We start from the raw sequence: 15,819 nt of genomic DNA, 5'->3' as shown, positions 1-15,819 counted from the left end.
GGGGCCGCGCCGGCGGGGGGGGGGCCCCCCCCCACCCCGCCGGGGGGGGCGCTGTCTCTTCCCGCGCCCCCGGGCCCGGGGGGGGGGGGGGGGGGCCCGCCCCCCCGCCGACCCCGAAGTCGCCGTACTGCGCGACCGCCTCCAGCCCGCCGGCGAGGCGGATCGCGGCGTCCAGCTCGGTGGCGGTCCAGAACCGGTAGGGCACGACGTCGCGCACGACCCGCGGCTCCGCGCCCTGCCCGGTGATGGTCATCGTGACGCGGTCGTCGGCGATCTGGGTGACCGGGTCCAGCCGGTCGGACGGCTCGCCCCAGCGCACGCTCGCCCGGACGCCGTCCCGCTCGACCGTCCAGCCGGTGGTGACGCTCGGGTCGTCGCCCAGCCGGTCGCGGGGATGCGACATCTCGACGACGTAGAGGCCGCCGGGGGACAGGTGCGCGGCGGCGCACCGCAGGTGCGCCACGAACGCGTCCAGCGTCATGAGGTGGGACGTGGAGTCCAGCATGGTCGCGACGAGGTCGAACCGGCGGCCCAGCGCGAACCGCGTCATGTCGCCCTCGACGACCTCCAGCCCGACGCCGGCGCGTTCGGCCTCGCGGGCCGCGTAGGCGCACATGCGCGGGTTCAGGTCGAGCGCCGTCGCCGCCAGCCCGCGGCGGGCGAGCTCGCGGGCGTGCTCGGCGGGCCCGGCGGCGAGCTCCAGCGCCGTGGCGGGGGCGAGGCCCTGCTCGGCGCACCAGCCGAGCAGGACGTCCACCTCGGCCGGCACGTCGCGGAACGAGCACGCCAGCTCGTAGGCCCAGGGATCGTCATATACGCCGCTCACCCGCCCATCCTGCCAGCGCCCCCGGCTCGGCGGGACGGCCGTCCAGCCGCAGCCTGATCTCCACGATCGCGGCGTCCCCGGTGCGCCGCGTCCGCCCGCCGAGCGAGGTCAGCAGCCGCCGCATCCGGGCGTTCTCGCTCAGCGCGGTCGCCCGCACCTCCACCAGGCCGCGGTCCCGGGCCAGCGCGAGCAGCAGCCCGGCGAGGCCGCGGCCGAGCCCGCGGCCCTGCCAGGCGTCCTCGACCAGGAACGCGACCTCCGCCGCGCCCGGGTCGCGGACGAGGACCAGGTGCGCCAGCGCCAGCAGCGACCCGTCCGGGCCCTCGGCGACCAGCGTCAGGCCCCGCGCGGGATCGCAGAACCCCTCGAACGACCGGCGCGGCGGGTACGGCTTGGGGCTGAAGTAGCGCATCCGGCGGCTGTCCAGCGAGCAGCGCTCGTGCAGCGCCCGCACGGCGTCGCCGTCGCGCGGCTCGACCGGCCGGACGACCACCTGCGTCCCGTCGCGCAGCGCGATCCGCCGGGACGCCGACGGGCGCGGCGCCGCCGGGAGCGCGGCCCGCACCAGCGCGTCGGCCCGCGCCGCCTCCGTCGCGGTGAACGGCAGCCCGGCGCGCCGGAGCCGGACCGAGCGCCCGCGCACCGGGACGAGGAGGTCGCGGCGGTCGGGGTCCTCGTCGCCGGGGGCGTCCCAGCGTGCCTCGTCGGCGCGCAGCAGCTCGCCGAGGATCTCGGGCACCGCGTGCGGCTCGGCCCGGAGCCGGGCCGCCAGGGCGAGGGCGCGGGTCGGCTCGTCCACCAGCTCGTGGGGGCGCGCGGGGAGGACGGCGGTGCGGGTGCCGCCCGCCGCGCCCAGCGCCTCGGCGAGGGCGCGGGCGTCCGGGCCGCCGCGCGGGACGTCGACGATGAACTCGTCGACCACCCCGTCGGCGTCGAGCTGGACCGACAGCCCGAGGATGTTGGCGCCGCGCTGGGCCAGCGCGGCCGTGAGGGAGGCGAGGCGGCCGGGACGGTCCTCGATCTCGGTGCGGATGCGCAGCAGCGGCATGGGACGTTCCCTCCGGGGGCCGGGCGCCCCGTTCGTGTCCGGTGCGGTCGCCGACAAGGGTCGCCGACGCGTGTTACGCGGCCGCTACGTCATCGTGTGCCAGGGGTTTCACATTCCGGACGGGGGTTGAGCCGCCCGCTCCGAGCGCCTAGCGTGCGGTGAGTGATCGACCCCGTGACCGGTGAGCGCGTGAACGACCGACCGCGGCGCGGCCCGTCCCCGACGAGGCTCCCGCTGCTCCTCCCCGGTTCGCTCAGCGAGGAGCAGCGAGCCGTCTACGAGGCGGTGACGGGCGGGCCCCGCGCCGGCGACCGCAATCCCCCCTTCGCCCTGGCCGACGACATCGGGCGCCTGCAGGGCCCGTTCAACGCGATGCTCTACAGCCCTCCCGTCGGGCTGCCGCTGCAGGACCTCGGTGCCGCGCTGCGCTTCCGCACCGGGTTCACCAAGCGCGAGCGCGAGATCGCGACCCTCGTCGTGGCGGCGCACCTGCGCTCCGACTTCGAGTGGTACGCCCACGAGCGGATCGGGCGCCGGCAGGGGCTCGCCGACGAGGAGACGGACGCGCTGCGCGAGGGCCGTGCGCCGATGCTCGCCGACGTCCGCGAGCGCGTCGTGTACGAGGCGGCGCGCCAGCTCGTGGCCGAGGGCGATCTCGCTGACGCCGTCTACACCGAGGCGGTGGCCACCCTCGGCCGCACGGCCCTCGTCGAGCTGGTCACGCTCGTCGGCTACTACCAGGCGCTCGCGCTGCAGCTGCGGGTGTTCCGCGTCGGCGTCCCCGACGGGGAGGCCGCGCCCGAGTGGCCCGCCGCGGGGGACGGGTATGAGTGAGGTGCTGCGCACCGTCCGGCTCGTGCTGCACCCGGTGTCGATGCGCGACCACGGAGCCCTGCTGACGCACTGGACGGGGCCCCTCGTCCGCCGCCACCTGTTCGACGACCGGGTGGTCACGCCCGTGCAGGTCAGCGAGATCATCGAGGCCAGCGAGCGGGACTTCGCCACCGAGGGCTACGGGCTGTGGGCGCTGCGCCCCGCCCCCGCGTCCCCGGGCGGCGGCGCGGCGGCGCCCGGCGGCCCGCTGGCGGGCGTGGCCGGGCTCAGCCACCACGAGGGTCCGCTCGGCCACGGCGTGGACGTCGAGATCCTCTACAGCCTGGAGCCCGACCACTGGGGGCGGGGGCTGGCCGCCGAGGCGTCCCGCGCCGTCCTGGACTACGCGTTCGGAGTGGTCGGGGTGCACCGGATCACCGCCGAGATCGACACGGCCAACCCCGCGTCGTCGCAGATCGCGCTCCAGCTCGGGATGCGCCGGTGGCGGGAGGGCCCCGCCGGGCCCGACGGCGCCGCGTACTACGCCGCCGAACGCTCCCGTTGGGTCGGATCCCGTCGAAAAGTCGACGCTGTGCCCTAGAATCCGTTGTCGCCTGTTGATTTTGCTGCGGAATGCAGCAGGATGAGCCCATGAGCTCCTCCCCGGGCCGGGCGCCCCTGGCTCCCGGTTTCGCCAACGGCGGCGTCTCCCACTGGTACCGGGCGGCCGGACGCCCCGAACCCGGCCCCCGCCTGCCGGGCCCGCGCACCGCCGACGTGTGCGTCGTCGGCGCCGGGTACACCGGGCTCTGGACCGCCTACTACCTCAAGCGCGCCCGCCCCGACCTGCGGATCGTCGTGCTGGAGCGCGAGTTCGCGGGGTTCGGCGCGTCCGGGCGCAACGGCGGCTGGGTGCTGGGGGAGATCGCGGGATCCCGGGAGCGCTACGCCGCCCGGCACGGGCGTCCCGCCGCGATCGCGCTGCAGCACGCCATGTTCCGGGCGGTGGACGAGGTCGTCCGCGTCGCGGGCGCCGAGGACGTCGACGCCGGCCTGGTCAAGGGCGGCGTCCTGCACGTGGCCCGGAACGCCGCCCAGCGCGCCCGCCTCGCCGCCCTGGTGGAGGAGGCACGCGAGTGGGGCTGGAGCGACGAGGACCTCGTCCCGCTGCCCGCCGCCGAACGCGACGAGCGGCTGCGCGTCGAGGGCGCGACCGGCGCCGCGTGGAGCCCGCACGCCGCGCGCGTGCAGCCCGCCGCGCTCGTCCGGGGGCTCGCCGCGGCGGTCCGGCGGCTCGGCGTGCAGATCTACGAGCGGACGCCGGTCGTGCGGATCGACCCACGCCGGCCGGACGGGGCGGCCGCCGCCGTCACCCCGTTCGGGACCGTCGCCGCCGAGTACGTGCTGCGGGCCACCGAGGGCTTCACCGCCGCGCTGCCCGGCCACCGCCGCGACTGGCTCCCGATGAACAGCTCGATGATCGTCACGACGCCGCTGCCCGCCCGCGCCTGGAAGGAGATCGGGTGGGAGCGCCGCGAGCTGCTCGGCGACATGGCGCACTACTACATGTACGCGCAGCGCACCGCCGACGACCGCATCGCCTTCGGCGGCCGGGGCCGCCCCTACCGGTACGGGTCGCGCGTGGACGACGGCGGTCGGACCGAGCCGTCCACCGTCGACGCGCTCTGGACGATGCTCGCCGGGATGCTGCCCGCCGTCGCCGATGAGGGGGCGGTGGAGCACGCCTGGTCGGGCGTCCTCGGCGTCCCCCGCGACTGGTGCGCGACGGTCGTCCTCGACCGCGCGACCGGGCTCGGCCACGCCGGCGGCTACACCGGCCACGGCGTCGCCACCGCGAACCTCGCCGGCCGCACCCTCCGCGACCTCGTCCTGGGCCGTGACACCGACCTGACGGCGCTTCCGTGGGTGGACCGCCGCGTCCGCCGCTGGGAGCCCGAACCCCTCCGCTGGCTCGGCGTCCACGCGATGTACGCCCTCTACCGCGCGGCCGACGCCCGCGAGTCGTCCGCGCCGTCCGCGCGAACCTCGGGCCTGGCCCGCCTCGCCGACCGGATCACCGGCCACTGACGAGCCGCTGGACGTCCCCGTACGACGGTACGCGAGGGGCGTCGCCCTCCCCGGTCACGCCGAGGGCCGCGACGACCGCCGCGCGCAGTGCCGCGCGGAACGGGAGCGAACCGGTGCTCACCCGGTGCACGCCCAGCCGGGCGAGCCGCGGGTAGTCGGTCTCGCCCGGCAGGTGGAGCACGTTCAGCGGCAGGCCGGTGGCCTCCAGGACCGCCCGGACGTCGGCGTCGCCGGCGATCCCCGGGACGAAGATCCCGTCCGCTCCCGCCCGCGCGTACGCCCGCGCCCGCCGCAGCGTCTCCTCCAGGTCCGGCGCGCCGAGCCAGAACGTGTCGACGCGGGCGTTGAGGAACACCCCCGGCGCGGCCTCCTTGACGGCCGCGATGACGGCCGCCTGGTCGCGCGCGGAGGCGAGGGCGCCGCCGGCGCGGCCGTCCTCCAGATTGATCCCGGCGATCCCGTACGAGGCGAGCTCGGCGGTGAGCGCGGCCACGTCGCCGGGCCGGTCGGAGAACCCGCCCTCGACGTCGACGGTCACCGGGACGGGCAGCCGCGCCAGCGTCCGGGCGAGCGCGATCGTCTCCGCGCGCGTGCCGCCGGCCCCGTCGGTCTTCCCGGCCGCCGCGGCGACGCCGAGGCTCGTCGTGCCGATCGCCGGGAACCCGGCCTCCACCAGCGCCGCGCCGCTCGCGAAGTCCCAAGCGTTCGGCAGCACCAGCGGACGGTCCCCGTGGTGGAGCCGCCGGAAACGGCTCGCCTTCTCCTCGCCCCCGAAGTCCATGACCGGCACTCTAGGGGCGGGTCGTTTCAACGGGCGTCGAAGCGTCCGCCGCGCCAGGCCGGGACGGGACGCCGGTCCGCGGCCACGTCGAAGGCGGCGCGGGCCAGCAGGCGGGTGGAGTCGAGCGTGGGCAGCGGCGACGCCTCGGGCGTGACCAGGAGCGGGATCTCGGTGCACACCAGCGCGACCGCGTCGCACCCGCGTGCGGCGAGGCGCTCGATGATCCGGACGTACTCGCGGCGCGAGTCCTCGGTGAAGACCCCGTTGACCAGCTCGTCGAAGATGATCCGGTCGACGGTCTCCCGGTCGGCCGGGTCCGGGACCTCGGCGGCGATGCCGCGCACGGCCAGCTCGCGCGGGTAGAGCGGCCCGTCCATGGTGTAGCGGGTGCCGAGCACGCCGACGCGCGTGCGGCCGTCGCGGGCGGCCTGGTCGGCGACGACCTGGACGATGTGCAGGCCGGGAAGCGCCAGGTCGGCGCCGGGGTGTTCGAGGGCCAGGTGCGCGGTGTTGTCGGGGCAGACGAAGAAGTCCGCGCCCGCCGCGGCGAGCCGCCGGGCGCTCTCGGCCAGGATCTCCCTGATCGGGGCGTGGTCACCGGCGTCCCACGAGGGCATGCTGCGCGCGAGCGCGATGAGGTCGAGCGTCACGTCCGGGTGGTCGTCGGGGCCCAGCTCGCGGAAGCCCTCCTGGCAGAAGGTCCGGAAGCACAGCGCGGCGCCTTCCGCGCTGTGGGCGAGGATGCCGAGGTGCCTCATGCTCAGTCCGTTCGTTGTAGCGAACAATCGTCCAGTACAGTGAACACTACCTTCGGAGGGCGGGAGCGGGCGAGTGGATGTGATCGCGGTGATCGCGGCGTCGATCCGGCGGGAGCGCGAGCGCGCCGGGATGTCCCAGACGGAGCTGGCCAGGCGCGCGGGCCTGGCCAAGTCGACGCTCTCCCAGCTGGAGTCGGGCGCCGGGAACCCGAGTGTGGAGACGCTGTGGGCCCTGGCGACGGCCCTGGGCGTGCCCTTCAGCCGCCTGGTGGACCCGCCGCGCCAGGCCGTCCGGGTGATCCGGGCGGGGGAGGGGCCGGCCGCGCACTCCGACCGGGCCGACTACACGGCGACGCTGCTGGCGTCGTCCCCGCCGCACGCGCGCCGCGACCTCTACCGCGTCACTGCGGAGCCGGGCGAGCCGAGGGTCTCCGACCCGCATCCGCCGGGCACCACCGAGCACGTCGTCCTCAGCGCCGGCCGCGCCGTGGCCGGGCCCGCGTCGGGGCCGCTGGAGCTCGGACCCGGCGACTACCTCGCCTACCCCGGCGACGCCCCGCACGTCTTCGAGGCGCTGGCGCCCGGCACGGTCGCGGTCTTCCTGATGGAGCACCTCTAGTCCGGGCCGGGGCGGGAAGCGCCGCCCCGGCCGCACCCTAGAAGGTGCGGTAGTGCGTGCTCAGCCGGCCGTCGTCGTCCAGGACGTGGAAGGCGACGCCCGGGGGAGCGGTCAGGTCGGCGATGTCGCCCTGCTGCCACGGCAGCCGGAGGGTGGACACGACGCCGGGGGCGACGAGGAGGGGCCGCCCCGCGAAGGTCGTGGCCGCGGCCGTGTGGGCATGCCCGCACAGCATCGCCACGACCTGCGGGTGCCGCAGGACCACCTCGGCCAGGCGCCGCTCGCCGAACTGCCGGATCCCGTCCACGTACGGGATCTGGAGCCTCACGGGCGGGTGGTGGAAGCAGACGAACGCGGGCGCGTCCGGCGCCTCGGCGAGCCGCCGGTCGAGCCACCCGATCGTCTCGTCGTCGAGGCGCCCGTGGGCCTCGCCGGGGACGGTCGAGTCGCACATCAGGAAGGTGGCCCCGCCGATCTCGTGGACGCGGTTGACCGGGCCGTCGCCCGGCGGCTCGTCCAGCAGGAACTCTAGGTACGGGCCGCGCCTGTCGTGGTTTCCGGGGCAGGTCAGCACCGGATGCCCCGACGCGAGGACCTTGCGGGCCTGCTCGTACTCGGCGGGCTCGCCGTGGTCGGCGATGTCCCCGGTGACGAGGACGGCGTCGACCGGCACGCCGTTCAGGTGGTCCATGACCCGGGCCGCGCGTTCGGCCCGGCCGTCGCCGCCGTCCAGATGGGTGTCGCTGAGCTGCGCGAGAACAATCATGGTGCGAATCTAGAACCCGACCGGACCAGGATTAAGATCCAGTTCCATGCGCGGAGAATGGACCGGTTCGGTCGACCTGCATCTGGACGTCGACCCCTCGGGCGGCCGCCGCGCCGGACTCGAACGCGCCCTCCGGGAGGCCGTCAGGTCCCGGCGCCTGGCCCCTGGCGACGTCGTCCCCTCGACCCGCGCGCTGGCCGCCGAGCTGGGCCTGGCGCGCGGGACGGTCAGCGCCGCCTACGACCAGCTGACGGCCGAGGGCTATCTCACGGCCGTCCCCGGCGGGCGGACGCGGGTCGCGGCCGGGCCCGCGCCGGCGCCCGCGCCTGCGGAGCCGGCGTCCGTCGAGGCGCCGGCGCACGACCTGCTGCCCGGGCGGCCCGACCTGAGCACGTTCCCCTCCACGGCGTGGCTGCGCTCGACGCGCCGCGTCCTGGCGTCCGCCCCGCCCGACGTGCACGCGCTCGGCGACCCGCGCGGACGCCGCGAGCTGCGCGAGGCGCTGGCCGGATACCTCGGCCGGGCCAGGGGCGTGCACGCCGACCCCTCCCGGATCGTGGTGACGTCCGGGTACGCCCAGTCCCTCGGCCTCCTCGCCTCCGTCCTGCGGGACCTCGGAACGCACTCGATGGCGATGGAGGAGCCGGGGCATCCGTTCCACCGCGCGATCGTCCGGCGCGCCGGCCTCGCCGTCGTCCCGCTGCCCGTGGACGAGCGGGGCGCGCTCCCGGGACCGCTCGGCCCGGCGGGCGCGGCCGTGCTGACCCCAGCGCACCAGTACCCGACCGGCGCGACCCTCCCCCCGGACCGCCGCCGCGCCTTCGCCGCCTGGGCCCGCGAGGCCGGCGGCACGATCGTCGAGGACGACTACGACGGCGAGTTCCGCTACGACCGCCAGCCGGTCGGGGCCCTGCAGGGGACGGCGCCCGACCACGTCGTCTACGGCGGCACCTCGTCCAAGACCCTGGCCCCGGCGCTGCGCCTGGCCTGGCTGGTCCTGCCCGCCCACCTGGTCGAGCCCTTCGCGGAGGCCAAGCGCCTCGCCGACGCCCACACCCCGTCGCTCGCGCAGCTCGTCCTCGCCGACCTCATCGGCACCCACGCCTACGACCGGCACGTCCGCGCCGCCCGCCTGCGCTACCGGCGCCGCCGCGACCTCCTGGTCGCGGCGCTGCGCGACCGCGCCCCCGGGGTCCGGGTCCAGGGGGTCGCCGCAGGGCTGCACGCCCTGGTCATGCTCCCGGACGGCGGACAGGGTGAGGGCGAGGTCATGCGCCGCGCCGCGTTCCATGACCTCGCCCTCATGCCTCTGCGCGACCACTGGCAGGACCCCGGCGACCGCCCCCAGGGCTTCGTCGTCGGCTACAGCACCCCGGTCGGCGCCGCCTACCCGGCCGCTCTGGACGCCCTCTGCGCCGTGCTCGCCCCGGCGTGACCCGCGCCGCTCACATGTTCGTGCGCGGCTCGGGCGCCGCCCCCTCGTCCTCGCCGACCAGCCACGCGTCCTCCTCCTCGATGTCTCCTGCCGGGATGGTGGTGGGGACGGCCGACCACGCGTGGAAGAGCGTCGGAGGCCCGCCCCACGTCGGGGTCGGCACCACCCACTGGTCGTCGGCGACGTGGTTGTTGTAGAGACCGAGGGCGTAGGCGGGGTACTGGTCAGGCACGATCCCCCAGTAGTTGGCGCCGGTGCCCGGCACGGGGATGAACCTCCAGTGCTGGAGCGGGCTGCCCGTCCGCCCTTCCCGTGCGGTCAGGATCGGCGACAGCTGCGGGATGCTTCCGGGGCCGGGCCCCGGACGGAACGTCAGGACGTGCTCGTTGACCTGGTGCTCCACAAGGTGGACGGAGCGCCCGCCGCGCAACCGGATCTCGTACAGCCGCCATTGCGCCGTCTTGTCGGACGGCAGCGGCCAGTGGTTCTCGTTCTGCACCTCGTCGTTGAGCGTCGTCGTCGACTGGTTCTCGCTCTGCAGGAAGGTGCCCGACACCTGGTGGACGAGCAGGACGGGCTCGCGGGTGGGGGGCTGTCCCTGGACCAGGCGCTGAGCCGGCATATGCGGTTCCTCTCGGGGGATCGACGTCACGCTCCCCATTCCCGAGTGCGACGTTCTGGTCACTTACCGTGAGGTTGCGCCTGTCTGGCGACTCCGCGACCCACATCTGGCCTGCGACCGTCACCCTCCGCGATCCGGCATGGGCGCGGGCCGCCCGCCGCCCGCCGCTAGGGTGATCATGTGCCCAGCAGCGTTCTCGTTCTGACCGGCCCTCCCGGAGCGGGGAAGTCGACGGTCGCGGCCCGGATCGCCCGCCGCCAGGAGAAGGCCGTCCACCTGCACACCGACGACTTCTGGCACTGCATCGTGGCCGGAGCGGTCCCGCCGTACGAGCCGGCGTCGCACTCCCAGAACGAGACGGTGATGGACGTCATCGCCGGTGCGGCGTTCACCTACGCGAGCGGGGGCTTCGTCACGGTCGTCGACGGAATCGTCGGCCCCTGGATGCTCGGCCACTTCCGCCGGCAGGCGACGCGGCACCCCTCGGTGCCCTTCCACTACGCGGCGCTTCGCCCGCATCGCGACGTCACGCTCGCCCGTGCGCAGGCCCGGACGGCGCCCGGTGCGCTGGTGGATCGGCGTCCCGTCCTGGCGATGTGGGACCAGTTCGCCGACCTCGGCGAGCTGGAGCGCCACGTGCTCGACACCTCGGGCGAGGACGCCGCCGGGACCGAGGCCCGGGTCGCCGAGGCCTTCGCCTCCGGCCGCCTGCGGCTGCGCCTCTAGGGTGGCGCCCGGGACCGTTCCCGCCGGCCGGCGGCATTTCGCTCGACGCCCCGCACGGGTCTCTGAGAGCGTGGGAGCCGATATCCGATCTTGATTGGTGGAGGCCGACCGTGGCGTGCCGGATCAGTGAACTCGTGCTCGACTGCCGCGACCCGGAGAGACTCGCGGAGTTCTGGTGCGAGGTGCTCGGGTTCGTGGAGCTGGACCGGGAGGACGGCGACATCGAGATCGGCCCGCCGGAGGGGTCCGGCGGGCTCCAGCCGACGCTGATCCTCAGCCGCAGCGACGAGCCGAAGAACGGCAAGCTGCGGCTGCACTTCGACGTGAACGCGACGGACCGGGACCAGGACGCCGAACTGGAGCGGCTCCTCGCCGCCGGCGCGCGGCCGGTGGACATCGGGCAGACCGGGGAGGAGAGCTGGGTCCCCCTGGCCGATCCGGAGGGCAACGAGTTCTGCCTGCTCCGGGCGCGCCTGACCTGACCGCCGGGGCCGGGCTCACCGGCCGGTCCGGAAACGCGAGCCGGCGAAGGCGCCAGCGAGGGCGGACAGGATCGGCACGACGATGAAGGCGGCGAGCAGGAGGGGGGTGCCGTCGACGTCGAGCGTGCGGTCCAGGACGAAGGTGAAGAACGCTCCCACGGTCTCGGTCAGCAGGAAGCCCGCGGCCCCGCCGACCACGAGCCCGATCATGGCGCCGGTGTGGTTCATGGTCCCCATGATCGGGACGCGGCCGCCCCCGCCGCATCGGCCCGCGGCGGGCTTCCGCCCTACCCCGCCGGTTGCGGGCCGGCGGCGCGCCTACCGCCGTGGTCGCACCCAGCGCGGGCTGACCATGCCGGACTCGTAGGCGAGGATGACGAGCTGCGAGCGGTCCCGCACGTCCAGCTTGGACATGATGCGGCTGACGTGGGTCTTGGCCGTGGCGGGGCTGAGCACGAGGCGGGCGGCGATCTCGTCGTTGCTGAGCCCGGCGGCGACGAGCAGCATCACCTCCCGTTCCCGGACGGTGAGGGAGTCGAGCCGCGGGCCGGGGACGGGCGCCTGGGCGCGCCCGGCGAACTCTCCGATGAGGCGGCGGGTGACGGACGGGGTGATCAGCGCGTCCCCGCGCGCCGCCACCCGCACCGCGTGGATCAGCTCCGCCGGCTCGGTGTCCTTGAGCAGGAAGCCGGTGGCTCCGGCGCGCAGCGCCCCGTACACGTACTCGTCCAGGTCGAAGGTCGTCAGGATCACCACCCGCACGCCGCCGAGCCGCGGGTCGGCGGTGATCCGCCGGGCGGCCTCCAGGCCGTCCATGCCGGGCATCCGCACGTCCAGCAGCGCCACGTCCGGGCGCAGCCCGCGGCAGGCGGAGACCGCCCGCGCGCCGTCCGCGGCCTCGCCGACGACGGTGATGTCGTCCTCGTCGTCGAGGATGGAGCGGAACCCGGCCCGCACGAGGCCCTGGTCGTCGGCCAGCAGAACCTTGATCATCGCTTGCGCGCCTCGTTCCCGTAGGGCAGCCGGGCCCGGACGAGGAAGCCGCCGCCCGGCCGCGGACCCGCCGTCAGCTCGCCGCCGAGCGCGCGGGCCCGCTCGCGCATGCCGTCGACGCCGCTGCCCGGCCCCGCCGGCGGCGCGGCGGCGCCCCGGCCGTCGTCGGCGACCTCGACGAGCAGCGCGCCCGGCCCGCGCTCGACGCTGACGGTGACCTCCGCGGCGACGGCGTGCCGCGAGACGTTGGTGAGCGACTCCTGCACGATGCGGTAGGCGGCCAGGCCGACCTCGGTGGGCGGGTCCGCCTCGCCGGTGACGCCGCCGTGCACGGTGAGCCCGGCCGCCCGCGCCGTCCCGATCAGCCCGCCGATCCCGTCCAGGGAGGGCGGGGGCGCGGTCGGCGCCTCCTCGTCGGCCTGCCGCAGCACCCCGAGGGTCGCGCGCAGGTCGCGCAGGGCCTCCCGGCTCGACGCCTTGATGGCGGCGAGAGCCGCCTCGCCCTGCGCCGGGTCCCGGTGGAAACGGTGCAGCGACGTTCCGGCCTGGACGTTGATGAGCGAGAGGTGGTGCCCGACGACGTCGTGCAGCTCGCGGGCGATGCGCAGCCGCTCCTCGCCGGCGGCGCGCCGCTCGGCCTCGCGCAGGTAGGCGATCCGGCTGTGCCGCACCCACCCGAGCGCGACCACGGCCACCAGCCATCCGGTCAGCATGAACAGGGCGACGCCGTTGACGTCGCGGTTGCCGAGGAGGGTGCCGGCGCCGGTGGCGATCACGGTCAGCGCCGCGAGGACGACGGCGGCCTGGAGCCGGCCCGCGGCCGCGACCGCGTACAGCGCCGCGATGACCGCGATCATCAGCCCGCCGTCGTGCAGGCTGGCGACGTAGTAGACGCCGGTGGCCACGAGGACGAGCGCCGCGACGGCCACCGGGCGCCGGCGGGCGAAGAACAGCGCCCCGCAGGCGAGGAGGATCAGCGCCCAGTCGAACGCCGTCGCGGCCCACGGCTCCTCGCGCGGCCCCACGAGCGACTTCAGGCTGCTGACGGCCACCACGGCGAGCACTCCGCCCGCCAGGGCCGCGTCCCGCGCGCGCCCTGCCGGCGGGATCAGGCGACCACCCATCATCCCGTCAGCCTAGACGCCGGTCCGGCGCGGCTCCGTCCTCCGCGAGGCCGAGCGCTTCGCGCCGGACCCGCAACCGGGGTTGTAGGCGGGCGCCGTCCGCCCGCAACCGGGGGAGGACGCGCGGCGCCCCTCGCCGCCGCGCGAGCGGTCAGTCCTCGTAGGTGTGGACGAAGCGGGACAGGAGGAGGGCGAAGGCGGAGCGCTCCTCGTCGGTCCAGCCGCTCATGGCCTTGGCGAAGTGCTCCTGCCGGGTGCGGCGGGTGGCGTCGACGACGGCCCTGCCGGCGTCGGTGAGCTCCAGATGGATGCGGCGGCCGTCCTCCTGCGAGGCGACCCGCCGGACGTAGCCCGACTTGACCGCCTCGGCGACGATGCGGCTGCCGCGCGAGGCGTCGACGCCGAGGCGGGCGGCCACCAGGCCGACGCTCATTTCCTCGCCGGGCCGGTCGGGACCCTCGTCCACGATGTCCACGACGTGCAGGACCTGCACGTCGACGGGGAGGTTGTGGTCGCGGATCGCCGCCTTGCCCAGCCGCTGCCGCGACATGCCCCTGCGCAGCCTGACCATGCTCCGCTCGACGGCGTCCAGCGCCTCGTCGCTCATGGCGCCCAGTCTAGATGGATTGCGCGACTCATCTATCTGTGTTTAGCATCTATATGTCTAACGCATAGAAATGGGAGGTGCGCGTGATCGAGACGACCGCGCCGATGACCGACCGGCACCGGCTGCTGGTGTTCGGCGGCCTCATGCTCGCCGGGCTCATGTCCTCGCTGGACGCGACGGTGCTCGGCACCGCGCTGCCGACGATCGTCGGGGACCTCGGCGGGCTCGACCGGCTCGCCTGGGTGTCGACGGCGTACGTGCTGGCCACCAGCGTCACCGTCCCCCTGTCGGGACGGCTCGGCGACCTGTTCGGGCGCCGCCGCGTCCTGCTGACGGGCCTGCTCGGGTTCCTCGCCGGATCGGCGGCGTGCGGGGCGGCGCCCACCATGACCTGGCTGATCGTGTTCCGCGCCGTCCAGGGCGCCGCGGCCGGCTGCCTGATGAGCTCGATGTTCGCGCTCACCGGCGAGCTGTTCGAGCCGCGCGAGCGCGCCCGGTACCAGGGCTACTCGGCGATCGTCTTCGCCGTCTCCAGCATCGCGGGACCGCTGGCCGGAGGCGTCCTCACCGACCACGCGTCGTGGCGGTGGGTGTTCTACCTCAACCTGCCGCTCGGCATCGCCGCCACCGCCGTGATCGTGCTGTTCCTCCGGCTGCCGGCGCCGCAGGGCAGGCCCCGGATCGACTACGCCGGGATCGTCCTGCTCGGCGCCGCCGTCACCTGCTTCACCCTGTTCACCAGCTGGGCCGGAACACGGTACGCGTGGGGCTCGCCCGTCGTCCTCTCGCTGGCGGCGGCCTCGGCCGTGCTGTTCACCGCGTGGGCGCTCGCCGAACGGACGGCCGCCGAGCCGATCATCCCGCCGCGGCTGTTCCGCGACCGGTCGTTCAGCGTGGCCTGCGCCGTCGCGGCCGTCGGCGGCGCCACCGGGTTCGGCCTCGCCACCTACCTGCCGATGTTCTTCCAGGTCGTCGGGGGAGTCGGCGCGACCCGATCGGGCCTGCTCCTGCTGCCGATGATGCTCGCGCTCCTGGCCTCGTCCATGGCGGCCGGGAAGTACATCCACCGCACCGGCCGCTACCACCGGCTCCCGGCCGCGAGCATGGCGGTCAGCGCGGCCGGAATCGCGCTGCTGGCGACCATGGACGCCGGCACCGGCCTGGTCGCCGCGGGCTGCTACATGGCGGTGCTCGGCTTCGGCGCCGGGCTGTCCCAGCAGGTCGTCATGCTGATCGCGCAGCAGGCCGCGCCGCACCGCGACCTCGGCGCGGCGAGCTCGGGCGTCTTCGCGAGCCGCATGCTCGGCACCGCCGCCGGGATGGCCGTCTTCGGCGCCGTCGTCTCGAACCGGTTCGCCGAGGAGATCGTGCGACGGGTCCCGGACGGGCGGGTCCCGGCGTTCGGCGACGCCGTCCGCCCCGAGGTCCTGGAGACCCTCCCGGCGCCGGTGCGCGACGGCGTCGCCGAGGCCTTCGCGGACGCGTTCTCCACCCTGTTCGTCACCGCGCTGCCCGTCACCGTGCTGGGCCTGGCGGCGGCGCTGCTGCTCCGCCACGTCCCGCTGGCGCGGCGCGGCCCAGAGAACCGCTAGTCGTCGAGCGCGGCGTCGTGGACGAGGAGGGCGATCTGGACGCGGTTGTTCAGCTCCAGCTTGGCCAGCAGCCGCGACACGTACGCCTTCACGGTGGCGACGCTGAGCGACAGCTCCTTGCCGATCTCGCTGTTGGTCAGGCCGCGGCCGACGAGCGCGGCCACGGCCCGCTCGCCGTCGCTCAGCCGGTCCAGCAGGCCGCGGGCGCGGGCCCGGCGCGGATCGGCGCCGCTCTCGGCGACGTAGGCCATCATCCTGCGCAGCACCGCGGGCGACATCATCGGCTCGCCCGCCGCGACCTGGCGGATCGCCCGCATGATCTCCGGCGGCGGGGTGTGCTTCAGCAGGAAGCCGCTCGCGCCGGCGCGCATCGCCCGCAGGATGTGGTCGTCGCTGTCGAACGTGGTCAGGATGATGATCTCGGGCGGCTCGCGGCGGCCGCGCATCTCTTCCTGCCCGGTTCGCTGTACGCGGAGTCGATACCGGTGCTACCCGCCTTGGCCGAGCTGGCCGCGTCGGGCGAGGTGGGGGTCCGCGCC

The 15,819-nt window shown here is 75.5% G+C and carries 19 protein-coding genes; 8 read left to right on the top strand and 11 right to left on the bottom strand.

All coding sequences use genetic code 11. The features are described 5' to 3' along the window. The coding region (locus tag ABWI04_RS36955; protein WP_353835292.1) for a class I SAM-dependent methyltransferase at window positions 1–826 on the bottom strand (826 nt) is incomplete at its 3' end. Next, on the bottom strand, window positions 810–1,874 hold the full coding sequence (locus ABWI04_RS36950; protein WP_353835291.1) for a GNAT family N-acetyltransferase: 1,065 nt from the start codon (window positions 1,872–1,874) through the stop codon (window positions 810–812). The genes ABWI04_RS36955 and ABWI04_RS36950, both read right to left, overlap by 17 nt. 162 nt (window positions 1,875–2,036) lie before the next feature. On the opposite strand from ABWI04_RS36950, the gene ABWI04_RS36945 reads away from it, so the two are divergent. Genes ABWI04_RS36945 through ABWI04_RS36935 form a run of 3 tightly spaced genes read left to right on the top strand, consistent with a single transcriptional unit; the run spans window position 2,037 to window position 4,775 of the window. Beyond that, a complete protein-coding gene (locus ABWI04_RS36945) occupies window positions 2,037–2,708 on the top strand; it encodes a carboxymuconolactone decarboxylase family protein (protein WP_345184367.1) in 672 nt (223 codons plus the stop codon). Continuing rightward, window positions 2,701–3,288: a GNAT family N-acetyltransferase gene (locus tag ABWI04_RS36940; RefSeq protein WP_345184370.1), complete on the top strand. Its 588-nt coding sequence runs from the start codon at window positions 2,701–2,703 to the stop codon at window positions 3,286–3,288. Before ABWI04_RS36945 ends, ABWI04_RS36940 begins: the two co-directional genes overlap by 8 nt. 50 nt (window positions 3,289–3,338) lie before the next feature. Continuing rightward, on the top strand, window positions 3,339–4,775 hold the full coding sequence (locus ABWI04_RS36935; RefSeq protein ID WP_345184372.1) for an NAD(P)/FAD-dependent oxidoreductase: 1,437 nt from the start codon (window positions 3,339–3,341) through the stop codon (window positions 4,773–4,775). Here the strand turns inward: ABWI04_RS36935 and ABWI04_RS36930 are convergent. Together ABWI04_RS36930 and ABWI04_RS36925 are read right to left on the bottom strand one after the other, a co-directional pair. Beyond that, complete coding sequence (locus ABWI04_RS36930; RefSeq protein ID WP_353835290.1) at window positions 4,762–5,556, bottom strand: isocitrate lyase/PEP mutase family protein; 795 nt, start codon at window positions 5,554–5,556, stop codon at window positions 4,762–4,764. The genes ABWI04_RS36935 and ABWI04_RS36930 overlap by 14 nt on opposite strands. Window positions 5,557–5,582: 26 nt before the next feature. Continuing rightward, window positions 5,583–6,314 (bottom strand): aspartate/glutamate racemase family protein, encoded by a 732-nt coding sequence (locus ABWI04_RS36925; RefSeq protein WP_353835289.1) that lies wholly within the window; start codon window positions 6,312–6,314, stop codon window positions 5,583–5,585. Window positions 6,315–6,387: 73 nt separating this feature from the next. On the opposite strand from ABWI04_RS36925, the gene ABWI04_RS36920 reads away from it, so the two are divergent. After that, the gene (locus tag ABWI04_RS36920) at window positions 6,388–6,933 is read left to right on the top strand and encodes a helix-turn-helix domain-containing protein (RefSeq protein WP_353835288.1); all 546 of its coding nucleotides are present in this window, start codon (window positions 6,388–6,390) and stop codon (window positions 6,931–6,933) included. Window positions 6,934–6,970: 37 nt separating this feature from the next. On the opposite strand, the gene ABWI04_RS36915 is transcribed toward ABWI04_RS36920, so the two are convergent. Further along, entirely contained in the window at window positions 6,971–7,699 is a 729-nt protein-coding gene (locus ABWI04_RS36915) for a phosphodiesterase (protein WP_345184385.1), read from the bottom strand. Window positions 7,700–7,745: 46 nt separating this feature from the next. Between ABWI04_RS36915 and pdxR the strand changes: the two genes are divergently transcribed. Then, entirely contained in the window at window positions 7,746–9,134 is a 1,389-nt protein-coding gene (gene pdxR, locus ABWI04_RS36910; RefSeq protein WP_353835287.1) for a MocR-like pyridoxine biosynthesis transcription factor PdxR, read from the top strand. A gap of 10 nt (window positions 9,135–9,144) precedes the next feature. Here the strand turns inward: pdxR and ABWI04_RS36905 are convergent, their stop codons facing one another. Beyond that, a complete protein-coding gene (locus tag ABWI04_RS36905; protein WP_345184389.1) occupies window positions 9,145–9,756 on the bottom strand; it encodes a hypothetical protein in 612 nt (203 codons plus the stop codon). A gap of 180 nt (window positions 9,757–9,936) precedes the next feature. Here ABWI04_RS36905 and ABWI04_RS36900 point away from each other — a divergent pair, with 180 nt between their 5' ends. Next, a complete protein-coding gene (locus tag ABWI04_RS36900; protein WP_345184392.1) occupies window positions 9,937–10,482 on the top strand; it encodes an AAA family ATPase in 546 nt (181 codons plus the stop codon). A gap of 110 nt (window positions 10,483–10,592) precedes the next feature. Then, window positions 10,593–10,964 carry a VOC family protein gene (locus tag ABWI04_RS36895; protein WP_345184394.1) on the top strand — a complete coding sequence of 124 codons (372 nt, stop codon included), beginning with the start codon at window positions 10,593–10,595 and terminating at the stop codon, window positions 10,962–10,964. Between the two features lie 15 nt (window positions 10,965–10,979). On the opposite strand, the gene ABWI04_RS36890 is transcribed toward ABWI04_RS36895, so the two are convergent. From ABWI04_RS36890 to ABWI04_RS36875, 4 genes are all read right to left on the bottom strand, one after another. Further along, window positions 10,980–11,192, bottom strand: a complete 213-nt coding sequence (locus ABWI04_RS36890) for a hypothetical protein (protein ID WP_345184396.1) — start codon at window positions 11,190–11,192, stop codon at window positions 10,980–10,982. Between the two features lie 90 nt (window positions 11,193–11,282). Then, window positions 11,283–11,957, bottom strand: coding sequence for a response regulator transcription factor (locus ABWI04_RS36885; RefSeq protein ID WP_345184398.1), 675 nt, complete (start codon window positions 11,955–11,957; stop codon window positions 11,283–11,285). Beyond that, window positions 11,954–13,084, bottom strand: a complete 1,131-nt coding sequence (locus ABWI04_RS36880) for a sensor histidine kinase (RefSeq protein ID WP_353835286.1) — start codon at window positions 13,082–13,084, stop codon at window positions 11,954–11,956. The genes ABWI04_RS36885 and ABWI04_RS36880 overlap by 4 nt, the downstream gene beginning before the upstream one ends. 148 nt (window positions 13,085–13,232) lie before the next feature. Continuing rightward, the gene (locus tag ABWI04_RS36875; protein ID WP_353835285.1) at window positions 13,233–13,688 is read right to left on the bottom strand and encodes a MarR family winged helix-turn-helix transcriptional regulator; all 456 of its coding nucleotides are present in this window, start codon (window positions 13,686–13,688) and stop codon (window positions 13,233–13,235) included. 83 nt (window positions 13,689–13,771) lie between these two features. On the opposite strand from ABWI04_RS36875, the gene ABWI04_RS36870 reads away from it, so the two are divergent. Next, on the top strand, window positions 13,772–15,280 hold the full coding sequence (locus ABWI04_RS36870; RefSeq protein ID WP_345184403.1) for an MDR family MFS transporter: 1,509 nt from the start codon (window positions 13,772–13,774) through the stop codon (window positions 15,278–15,280). Here ABWI04_RS36870 and ABWI04_RS36865 read toward each other — a convergent pair. After that, on the bottom strand, window positions 15,277–15,726 hold the full coding sequence (locus tag ABWI04_RS36865) for a LuxR C-terminal-related transcriptional regulator (RefSeq protein WP_353835284.1): 450 nt from the start codon (window positions 15,724–15,726) through the stop codon (window positions 15,277–15,279). The two genes, ABWI04_RS36870 and ABWI04_RS36865, sit on opposite strands and share 4 nt — an antisense overlap. Between the last annotated feature and the right edge of the window lie 93 nt (window positions 15,727–15,819).

The sequence above is a fragment of the Actinomadura sp. NPDC000929 genome (assembly GCF_040492065.1).
In the GTDB taxonomy this organism is placed as follows: Bacteria; Actinomycetota; Actinomycetes; order Streptosporangiales; family Streptosporangiaceae; genus Spirillospora; species Spirillospora verrucosospora.
The sequence above is the reverse complement of the archived record's forward strand: the minus strand, read 5'-3'. Positions and strand labels throughout refer to the sequence as shown.